Here is a 10,032-nt window from a genome sequence, read left to right on the forward strand (position 1 = left end):
TTTTTGATGAACATCCTCCAAAATCTATTCTTATCTTTGCAGCATGATAGTTGCTGAAAGATACCATGATATATCCTGCGGACACCGCGTTGTAGGCCATGAAGGAAAATGCCGCTACTTGCACGGGCACAATTATCGCATCCATTTTACCGTCGCCGCCGAACAACTTGACGACATTGGACGCGTAGTGGATTTCTCGGTCATCAAATCAACACTATGTCAGTGGCTGGAAGAGCACTTCGACCATAAATTTCTGATTTGGGAAAAAGACGAGCTGCTCCCCGCCTTGCAAAGCATTACAGCAGATAGCTTGGTCGTTGTGCCATTCAATCCAACGGCAGAGAATATTGCTCAATATTTGGTTGAACAAATTGGCCCAGCACAATTAAAAGATTACGCGGTGAAATTGCTTTCCTGTAAAGTAGAAGAAACTGCAAAATGCTCAGCAAGCTATACGCTATCGATTTAAAACGGTTAACTACTTAAGCTCCACCAATACCGGACAATGATCGGAATGAATTGCCGTCGGAATGATCTCCGCAGCAACCAAACGTTCTTGCAGGGGTTTGGAAATCATATTATAATCAATACGCCAGCCTAAGTTTTTGGCGCGAGCGCCGGCGCGATAGCTCCACCAGGTGTAATGATGCGGGTCCTCATGCAGATGCCTAAAAGAATCAACATAACCCGAATTGATAAAATTTTCCATCCACTCTCTCTCGGCAGGTAAAAACCCAGAGCTATTAGCATTGGACTTCGGGTTATGAATATCTATTGCGCGATGACAAATATTATAGTCGCCAGAAACTACCAAATTGGGTTTCTCAAGTAGCAAAGCGTCGCTATATGACTGAAAATCGGCCAAAAACTTGTATTTAAAATCCTGCCTCACGTCGCCCGTAGTGCCAGACGGGAAATACACGCTCATCACCGATAGGTCTTCAAAATCCACACGAATCATGCGCCCTTCGAAGTCGTAGTCTTCATGTCCGCATCCATACTCAATATGCTTCGGCGTTATCTTCGTAAAAATAGCCGTACCACTGTATCCTTTTTTCTGCGCAGGATACCAATAATGTTCGTACCCCATCTGCTCCAAAAATAATATTTCGGGAACCTGATCGGGCGTAGCCTTAATTTCCTGCAGACAGATGACATCTGGATTCACATCCTTTAACCAGCCTAACCAATCTTTTTTCAAAGCAGCCCGCAAGCCATTGACGTTATAGGTAATGATTTTCATTAGTATTTTTGAGAAGAAAAAAGATCCGCAATTTTAGTAAAAAATCCGCTTTTAGGTGCCAATCCGGCAGCCTTTCGCTCCAAGTTCAGGGCTTCCCGCTTCGGTAGCACAACCATCGACATCCGCACATTGCTGATCGGACGATCCCGCTCATCCGTTTTAACCTCAGCAATACTATCGACGGTTTCTAGGCCTTGCAAAAGCTCCCCAAAAACGGTATAGTTTCCGTCAAGGTGTGGAGTTCCTCCAATAGTCGTGTACGCTTGTCGTTGTGCTGCTGTGAGCTTCTTGCCTTTCATCCGTATCTGCTCTAATGAATCTAATCCTGCGTTGGTGAACACCCTTCCCTGCACCAAATAAAACTGTGACGCCGAAGACTGCTTGGCAGGATTATCATCCCTTGCTGCGCCAATCGTCCCTTTCTTATGAATCAAGCCTTCCTGTATTTCCGCTGGAATAGTGTAATCCGGACCACCATTTCCCAATGCTTGTTTCTCCGCAGCATGCCTTGAATCGGGATCTCCACCTTGCACCATGAAATGATCGATCACCCGATGGAAAAGCAAGCTATCGTAATAGCCTTCCCGAACGAGGCGCACAAAGTTATCTCGATGTTTTGGTGTCTCATTATACAACTTCAGCAAGCAGGTTCCCTTATCGGTCGTTATCCGCACATAATGGAAAATCGGCGTTTTCGCACCGACCTGTCCTGCCAAAAACACCACGCAACAAAGCAGGATAATTTTTCTACTAATTTGACTCATATGAGGGTTTTAAAATGTGTATGTATCTTCAAAATAATCAACAATCAACGATTTCATGATGAGCTCCTGCTCCAATAAAGTGTAGTTGGGTATAGGTTTTACCAGTTCCCAATGTGGCCAGCCCTCTGCATCTAGGCCTTTCAGTTCATAAAAGCCCATGGCGCTGAAAAGCCTGCAGGTAGCGATATGCATCAACTCCTCTTTCTCCCTTTTGGAAAAAGTTTGCGGCCCTTTGCCCAGTTCTTGAACACCTATCAGAAACAAGACGACTTTGATATCCGGTTGTTCCATATCGAACTCCCGGGCGAGTGTACGCTGCAACTCAGCCCACTTCTTATTTACCTCTGCTATTTTCATATGTTTGCTACTTGTCCTGCTGCATCCCGTATTTTCACATTCCGCATAGAAAAGTGCTTGTACCTGCAGCAGCTAACAAAAGTAGGAAATAATTAAAGACTTTCTTTTTCTGTACCGTCATAATCCAGCTAAAACGATGCAACAGCCAAAGACGGCCTTAGCCTTCTTTTTTTAATTCCTCGATGAGATCTTGACAACGATCCGCAATCATATGGTACACCGGCTCAAACTGAGTAGCATCAAAATACGGATCAGGAACAATGCCATCGAGCAAAAACATGTGCACTTTCTTTTGGTCGTCTTCATTACGTGCCAAGGCGAGCACGTCCCAATAGTTGTTCTCATCCATCACGAAAATATGGTCGTACTGATCGAAAAAATCGTAAGCAAACAATCGAGCACGCTGTGCTGAAATATCAACGCCATACTTTTTCGCGACCGCTACCGAGCGCTTATCTGGGCCCTGCCCGATATGCCAATCTCCAGTACCTGCCGATTCGATCGTCCAATCGAGCCCCTGCTCCTTGACCAAATGTGCCAATATACCATGAGCCAAAGGGGAACGACAGATATTTCCCAAACATACCATTAAAATCTTCATGCCCCTAAAATAGGGTATTCTCCGAAAAGAAAAAAGGCAGATCGCGTGAACGATCTACCTTTTCCTAATCAACCATATATTCAATTAATATTCAACCGGAAAGTTGAACTCAACTGTTCCTCCTTCAGAAACACCTGTGATACGCACGATGTTGCGTTTTGTCGCCGCCAATGCTGATTCAACATCATCAACATTGTTGACCGGCTTACCGTTGACATGGGTAACGATAAGTCCTTTTTCCACGCCAAAGTATTCAAACATCCCACCACGATGTACCTGTGTAATTACCACGCCCGAGTTTGCACCAAATTTCTTCTTCTGTGCATCGTTAGCTGGGGTAAAGCTTGCACCGAGCTTATTGAAAATCTCCGTTGCGCTCTTGCTGTTTTCGATTTCTTCGGCAGATTTCTTAGCTTCCTGTGCTTTCAAGGTGACCGTAACCTCTTTTTCTTTTCCTTCTCGTTTGTAGGTAAGTCTCAACTTATCGCCAGGACTAAGGCGTGCTACGCGTTCCTGTAAATCTGAAGATGAAAAGATTGTATTACCTTCTACCTTGGTGATGATATCACCTTTTTTGATACCCGCTGCCGCTGCCGCACCGTCTTTAACAAGATCTGCCACATACAAGCCATTCACATCATCTACATTTAACTCTTTACGAGCGGTTTCATCCATCTCGCGGAAGTTAACGCCTACGTAACCGCGTTGCACCGCACCAAACTTCTTGAAGTCGTTAACAATCTTCTTCACCAGATTTACCGGGATGGCAAATCCGTAGCCTGCATACACACCCGTAGGTGAAGCGATAGCCGCATTGATTCCGATTAGTTCTCCTTGTGCGTTAACAAGCGCACCACCACTATTTCCCTTGTTAATTACCGCATCCGTTTGGATAAATGATTCGACGGCTGTTCGTGCAATAGACTCTTGCGGCTGTCCATAGCCATAAGGAGATCCCTGTCCCTGTCCTTGATCACCCAAAATACCAATCTGACGTCCTTTTGCACTTACGATACCTGCCGTAACGGTTGATTGTAAACTCAAGGGATAGCCAACAGCTAATACCCACTCACCGATACGTACGTTGTCCGAGTCTCCAAACTTCACGAAGGGCAAATCCTTCGCATTTACTTTCACTAATGCCAAGTCAAAATCTGGATCGCGACCGATAACTTTGGCTTCCAACGTACGCTGATCCGTCAGCTGCACCTCAATCTTGTCAGCGTCTTCCACCACGTGATTATTCGTGACGATATAACCATCAGGAGACACCAAAACGCCCGAACCGGATGCCATAGCTTGGCGTGGTTGCGACCTACGCTGTTGAGGCATCCCAAAAAATTCCTCAAACATATCGAATGGTGATCCGCTACCCCCGCCACGCTGCGAGTTACGAACCGACATCGTGACCTTAATATGCACAACACCCGGCGATACTGCCGCCGCTGCCTGCGTAAAATCCGGATTCCCGGTAGATGACAAAATTTCTGCGCCCGGATTATTTGCAAAATAAACCTTTTGCTGATCTTCGAAGGTCATTTTCTCCAACTGTTTATTCTCGAAGATCTTATACCCTCCGATAGCCACCGCACCTCCGACGAAGGCTGTTAATAAACTTACTCCTATCTTCTTCATGTTACTAATTGCTATAAATCTCTATTTTAAAAAAAATCTTTAGTTTTACACTGTTGTTAAAGGTTAAGTCAAATGTAATACCATTAGAAATGCCTTGTCAACTTTTGGCAGTTAAAAAATGTTAACTAAATTGGTTATCTATAGTTTTTTAACATCATTTAACAATCGGAACAACTTTTGTAACAAGAATATTAATTTCAATCCAACTTTTCAAGTAAATGAGTGAAAAATTATTTTTTTCAAAATATCAAGGCGCAGGGAATGATTTCATTCTAGTGGACAACAGGACAGGTTTTTTCGATCGTTCCAACGTTGATTTAGTTAAAAGTCTTTGCGATCGGCGATTTGGAATCGGCGCAGACGGTCTTATGCTACTTCAAGATATAAAAAACTTTGATTTCGAGATGGTGTACTTTAATGCTGATGGCCGCGAAGGAACAATGTGCGGAAACGGAGGTCGATGTATCGTAGCCTTTGCTCGTGACCTTGGACTGATTAACGATAACACTGCCTTTTTGGCAGTAGATGGCAGCCATGAAGCCAAAATACAACGTGAACAAGTAGATTTGGGCATGATAAACGTCAGCACGACCGCCCGCGATGGTGCTGCATATATCATTAACACCGGCTCTCCTCATTATATTCAATTCGTGGAAGACCTGAAAAATCTATCCGTATATGATGCTGGCTATGCTATCCGCAATAACGACACTTATCGTGAAGCAGGCATCAATGTGAACTTTATCGAACAAGAGTCCGACGGCGGTTACTTTGTACGCACCTTCGAACGTGGCGTGGAAGATGAAACGCTAGCCTGTGGAACAGGAGCAACTGCTGCAGCCATGGCCGTCGCGCTAGCAAACGGACTTGAAGGGCATTTAGAAATTCCCATTCGCGTCCTTGGCGGACAGCTTTATATTAGCTTCCACCGAGCCGGAGACTTGTTTACCGATGTGCGCCTGAAAGGACCAGCACAGTTTGTTTTTAGCGGAAAAATCTAATTTTTTCACATTTAATCCCACTATCGGCTCACGCGAGCCGATGAAAAGACTAACTATATTACATTTTATGTATATTAGAGCCTTTTTTTAGGCGCTCTAGAAACTTGCATGCAACAAATTGACACAAAATTACCATTCAAATTAGTTTATTCGCTGGGAGAACATCCTTACTTGGGTTTCCTGATTGAGCCACATGTGGTTCAACTTAACCCAAACGGTTCTTATTCACTCAGCTACAAACGAATCTTCACCAATACCGTTGGTGATTTTGCGTCGGCCTTGCAAGATGACGATTATCAGATCATTAAACTGCTCGACGAGATCGAACAAACCAATATCATTAAGCGGTATAACAAAAAAGCGATGCGCCCTGTAGATTTCTTCGGAAAAATCTTTGATCAGAAGATCTATGATTATATCCGTCCGAAGATTGAACAAAAGATGCTGTCGGTATTGGAAAGAATAAAAGGGAAGCCGTTATTTTTGATGAGTAAAGATGGCTACCCCGCCGATCAGGAGTTAAAACTCGCCGAACAGCCGATGTCTATCCTTTTCCATTTTCGGAGAAACGAAGAAGAAACACGCTACTTTCCAACGTTGAAATATGACGGACAGCGGATAGATTTCATGTACAAAGGGGCGCAGGTAGTCGTCAACAAACAAGCTTGGCTTTTGCTAGAAAATACGCTCTATCATTTCGATCAAGAGATGGACGGCAAAAAGCTAAGCCCTTTTCTTCATAAACGATACATCGCTGTTCCACGATCCACAGAGCGGAAATATTTTGAAGCCTTCGTCACTGGCCTTGTCGAAAAGTACAATGTATATGCGGAAGGCTTTGAGATTAAGACCCACCGCGAAAATGCTTCTCCCGTACTAAAACTATTCTATGTAGCGTCTGGGGAATCATTTGTGCAGCTGTCTTTCAACTACGGCCCCTACGAATTTTCCGCCGGATCCCAACATCCTGTCACCGTTCGTTTGGAGCATCAAGAAGAAGTTGACCACTATATCTTTCACCGTATAAAACGATCGCTGGAATGGGAGCAGCGACAAGCCAACTACTTGGAAGGGCATGGCCTCGAAAAAAAGGACGCCCTATTTGGCAGCTACGTCTTGCCGGAAGGCAATGCTTCTATACTGGAGTGGCTGAACAACAGCAAAGAGCAATTGATCGAACAAGGCTTCATCATCAAACAGGCCAAGGGGGAGAAAACCATATTTATCGGAAAAACTTCTTTGGAGATAACCATTGAAGAGAGCAATGACTGGTTTGACATTCAAGCAGTGGCCTACTTCGGTCCCTATGAAATTCCATTTCTAGATCTACGAGAGCATATTCTCAACAGAAACAGAGAATTTATATTGCCGAATGGCGAGATAGCCATCATTCCTGAAGAGTGGTTTTCGCAATATGAGCATCTTTTTCAGTTTGCAACCAAGAAAGATAGCTTGAAACTCAGCAAAACACATATCGGACTTGTTTATGAACTGTCAGAAAATACGCAGGTGTCTTTTCACCGCAAGCTGGAGCAGCTTTTAAACTTCGAGCAGATCGAGGATGCAGCACTTCCTGAGGCATTTCAAGGAGAGTTGCGCCCCTATCAACGAGCAGGCTACAATTGGTTTCACTTTCTCCAGCGTTACAAATTCGGGGGATGCCTAGCTGACGATATGGGTCTCGGAAAAACCGTGCAAACCTTAGCGCTGCTGCAACAGCAAAAAGAAGAATTGAAAGGTAGTGATCATGCAAAGGTATCTCTACTGATTCTCCCTACCTCACTGATTTACAACTGGCAAAAAGAAGCCGAAAAATTTGCACCGCAACTCCGGATACTACTCCATACGGGTAGTAACCGATTAAAAGATCCATACGGATTCACACATTTCGACTTGGTTATCACCACCTATGGCATCGCACGTAGCGACGAGGAGATGTTGGCAAAATCATTCTTCAACTATATTATTTTGGATGAAAGCCAACACATAAAAAATCCGACATCCAAATCATTCAGAGCCATTAAAGGTTTAAAAAGTCGACATAAGTTGGCCCTCAGTGGTACTCCTATAGAAAACTCGGTGGCCGATATTTGGTCGCAGATGCATTTTTCCAATCCCGGTTTACTTGGTTCTTACAGCTATTTCCAAAAAGAGTTCGTAACGCCCATTGAGAAAAAGAAAGATGAAGACAAAGCTGCTCGACTGCAGGCCATCATTAAACCCTTCATCCTACGCCGCACGAAAGATCAGGTAGCAAAAGAACTTCCGCCAAAAACCGAGCAGACCATCTATTGCGAAATGTTGGACGAACAAGCAGAGCTCTACGAAAGCACAAAGTCGGAATACAGAAATGCCATCTTGGACAACGCCTTAAAACAACAAGGAAAGGGAAACCAAATCATCCTTCTTCAAGGCTTAACCAAGTTAAGGCAGATAGCCAATCATCCGCTCATGTTGGATCAACAGCGGGACATGCCCTCGGGCAAGTTCGATGCTGTCATCGAGATGATAGATTCCGTATCTTCGGAAGGCCATAAAGTGCTTATTTTTTCGCAGTTTGTGAAACATTTGCAACTGTTTAAATCCTACTTTGAAAGAAAAGGAAAAGCTTATGCTTATCTGGATGGAAGCACTCGCGATCGTGCAGAAGCCGTTTCCACATTCAAGGAAAAAGCAGACATCAACCTGTTCCTTATCTCTATAAAAGCAGGGGGTGTAGGATTAAATCTAACCGAAGCTGATTATGTTTTCATCTTGGATCCATGGTGGAACCCAGCCGTTGAGCAGCAAGCTATCGATCGATCGCACCGCATTGGACAGACGAAGAACGTTTTCATCTACAAATTCATTAGCAAGGATACCGTTGAAGAAAAGATCTTGGCATTACAAAATAGAAAACGTGCCATATCTTCCGCGTTGATCACCACCGAGGAAAGCTTTGTGAAATCGCTATCCACTGAAGATATACAAGAACTACTGCGTTAGAAAGCTACTTACTTTCTTTAAAAAGTAACGAACTAACCCGTAGAAGCGCGCTTATCGATAAAGGTGATGGGCTTTCTGCTTAATGGGTTGAAGATAATCTTTTGCAGCTCTTCCGTGGACCTCCATTCTATACGAGGGCTAACGCGCAGCTTTGCTCGGAAATGATCCTTTACTTCAGCTAACATTTCTTCCGACTGCTCCTTGGCACTTATATAAACTACAATTTCATCTGTTCCGATATCGTTATCAAATATCTCGATGACGTGATGTTCAATATTCGCAAATCCTGCCAGCAGATCGTGCATCGCCGGCGGATACAATGTTGTCCCCTTGTATTTCACCATATGTTGCTTGCGTCCCTCTACTGGACCTATGCGGTAGGTATGTCGACCGCAGGCGCAAGGCTCACTGTGACGCCGAACAATATCTCCCGTCTTAAAGCGCAACAAAGGAACACCCTGCACGCCAAGTGTGGTAATCACAAGTTCTCCACTTTGCCCGTCGGCAACGGGCTGTTCGAGCTCATCCAACACTTCTGTAATGATGAGATCCTCATGCACATGCCCCCCTTGAAAGAAGGCACATTCGGTAAAGGCAGCTCCCATTTCCGTTGACGCATACGTAGAATGCAGCCGAATAGGCCATTTCTCCCTGATACGCGAGGTCAACAACGAATCCTGAAATTGCTGATCGCGAAGTGACTCTCCGATACAAAGTACCGTCTCCACGCCCGAGTTGCGGTAGTCTATCCCATGTTGCTCGGCATATTCAATCATCTTTAACAAAAATGAAGGCACCGCAATTAAAAAGCGCGGTTTATATTGCAATATAGCATCCCATTGCATCTGCGGCACACCAGATCCGACACGCAGGATAGCAGCTCCCATTTTTCGTAAGCCTAGAAAATAAGCTAGTCCCGCCATAAAACGACGGTCCATCGTGGTCATCAGCTGCACAAGATCGCCTTTTTTTATGCCGATGGTTTCGAAGGAACGCATCTCATTGTATGCTAAACGTTCCAAGTCAGCCTCCGTAAGACCAAAGGATACCGGCCTACCTAAGGTGCCCGACGTAGAACAGTAATCTACAATTTCAGAACGTTCTACACAGAAAAACTCTTCGTTATGTTGTTGAATATCGTCCTTACTCGTTGTGGGGATTACAGACAAGTCCTCGATAGTAGAAATGGCATGCACATCAATGCCATGTTTAGCGAACAATCGACTATAATACGGTGACTTTTCCTGTAGGTAGTGTAACTGACGACGTAAAAGCTCTTCTTGATATGCTTTGATCTCTTTCGCGGTCTGTCTCTCCATTACCAATTTTTGTTCCATCATTATTTACCATTTTCTCTTAGGGACTTTGTCTAACGCTTATACTCCTAAGCTTTCTAGATCAAAAAGAAAGCATGAAGATATAAAATTATTCACATATTAATCCCCT

General features: G+C 44.2%; 9 protein-coding genes. 3 read left to right on the top strand and 6 right to left on the bottom strand.

Annotation, left to right across the window (positions count from 1 at the left end; genetic code table 11):
* The first annotated feature begins 43 nt into the window (after window positions 1-43).
* The gene (locus SCB77_RS09820; RefSeq protein ID WP_320186256.1) at window positions 44-469 is read left to right on the top strand and encodes a 6-pyruvoyl trahydropterin synthase family protein; all 426 of its coding nucleotides are present in this window, start codon (window positions 44-46) and stop codon (window positions 467-469) included.
* A 9-nt stretch (window positions 470-478) separates the two neighbouring features.
* Here SCB77_RS09820 and SCB77_RS09825 read toward each other — a convergent pair whose 3' ends face one another.
* The 5 genes from SCB77_RS09825 to SCB77_RS09845 all read right to left on the bottom strand — a co-directional run bounded on the left by SCB77_RS09825 (window position 479) and on the right by SCB77_RS09845 (window position 4,600).
* Window positions 479-1,243 (bottom strand): exodeoxyribonuclease III, encoded by a 765-nt coding sequence (locus tag SCB77_RS09825; protein WP_320186257.1) that lies wholly within the window; start codon window positions 1,241-1,243, stop codon window positions 479-481.
* A complete protein-coding gene (locus tag SCB77_RS09830) occupies window positions 1,243-2,007 on the bottom strand; it encodes a peptidylprolyl isomerase (RefSeq protein WP_320186258.1) in 765 nt (254 codons plus the stop codon). Before SCB77_RS09830 ends, SCB77_RS09825 begins: the two co-directional genes overlap by 1 nt.
* Before the next feature lie 9 nt (window positions 2,008-2,016).
* Window positions 2,017-2,364 (bottom strand): hypothetical protein, encoded by a 348-nt coding sequence (locus SCB77_RS09835; protein WP_320186259.1) that lies wholly within the window; start codon window positions 2,362-2,364, stop codon window positions 2,017-2,019.
* Between the two features lie 157 nt (window positions 2,365-2,521).
* The gene (locus SCB77_RS09840) at window positions 2,522-2,965 is read right to left on the bottom strand and encodes a low molecular weight protein-tyrosine-phosphatase (RefSeq protein ID WP_320186260.1); all 444 of its coding nucleotides are present in this window, start codon (window positions 2,963-2,965) and stop codon (window positions 2,522-2,524) included.
* 84 nt (window positions 2,966-3,049) lie between these two features.
* Window positions 3,050-4,600, bottom strand: a complete 1,551-nt coding sequence (locus tag SCB77_RS09845) for a Do family serine endopeptidase (RefSeq protein WP_320186261.1) — start codon at window positions 4,598-4,600, stop codon at window positions 3,050-3,052.
* 218 nt (window positions 4,601-4,818) lie between these two features.
* Here SCB77_RS09845 and dapF point away from each other — a divergent pair, with 218 nt between their 5' ends.
* Together dapF and SCB77_RS09855 are read left to right on the top strand one after the other, a co-directional pair.
* A complete protein-coding gene (dapF, locus tag SCB77_RS09850) occupies window positions 4,819-5,601 on the top strand; it encodes a diaminopimelate epimerase (protein ID WP_320186262.1) in 783 nt (260 codons plus the stop codon).
* Window positions 5,602-5,709: 108 nt separating this feature from the next.
* Window positions 5,710-8,586 (top strand): DEAD/DEAH box helicase, encoded by a 2,877-nt coding sequence (locus SCB77_RS09855; RefSeq protein WP_320186263.1) that lies wholly within the window; start codon window positions 5,710-5,712, stop codon window positions 8,584-8,586.
* Window positions 8,587-8,618: 32 nt separating this feature from the next.
* Here SCB77_RS09855 and SCB77_RS09860 read toward each other — a convergent pair whose 3' ends face one another.
* Entirely contained in the window at window positions 8,619-9,926 is a 1,308-nt protein-coding gene (locus SCB77_RS09860) for a phenylacetate--CoA ligase family protein (RefSeq protein WP_320186264.1), read from the bottom strand.
* Between the last annotated feature and the right edge of the window lie 106 nt (window positions 9,927-10,032).

Source organism: Sphingobacterium bambusae (assembly GCF_033955345.1).
Taxonomy (GTDB): domain Bacteria; phylum Bacteroidota; class Bacteroidia; order Sphingobacteriales; family Sphingobacteriaceae; genus Sphingobacterium; species Sphingobacterium bambusae.

What these genes read in the sequence shown, in the direction of transcription:
- SCB77_RS09820 (WP_320186256.1), top strand. Translation starts at nt 44, where the DNA reads ATGATAGTTGCTGAAAGATACCATGATATATCCTGCGGACACCGCGTT.
- SCB77_RS09825 (WP_320186257.1), bottom strand. Translation starts at nt 1,243, where the DNA reads ATGAAAATCATTACCTATAACGTCAATGGCTTGCGGGCTGCTTTGAAA.
- SCB77_RS09830 (WP_320186258.1), bottom strand. Translation starts at nt 2,007, where the DNA reads ATGAGTCAAATTAGTAGAAAAATTATCCTGCTTTGTTGCGTGGTGTTT.
- SCB77_RS09835 (WP_320186259.1), bottom strand. Translation starts at nt 2,364, where the DNA reads ATGAAAATAGCAGAGGTAAATAAGAAGTGGGCTGAGTTGCAGCGTACA.
- SCB77_RS09840 (WP_320186260.1), bottom strand. Translation starts at nt 2,965, where the DNA reads ATGAAGATTTTAATGGTATGTTTGGGAAATATCTGTCGTTCCCCTTTG.
- SCB77_RS09845 (WP_320186261.1), bottom strand. Translation starts at nt 4,600, where the DNA reads ATGAAGAAGATAGGAGTAAGTTTATTAACAGCCTTCGTCGGAGGTGCG.
- dapF (WP_320186262.1), top strand. Translation starts at nt 4,819, where the DNA reads ATGAGTGAAAAATTATTTTTTTCAAAATATCAAGGCGCAGGGAATGAT.
- SCB77_RS09855 (WP_320186263.1), top strand. Translation starts at nt 5,710, where the DNA reads ATGCAACAAATTGACACAAAATTACCATTCAAATTAGTTTATTCGCTG.
- SCB77_RS09860 (WP_320186264.1), bottom strand. Translation starts at nt 9,926, where the DNA reads ATGATGGAACAAAAATTGGTAATGGAGAGACAGACCGCGAAAGAGATC.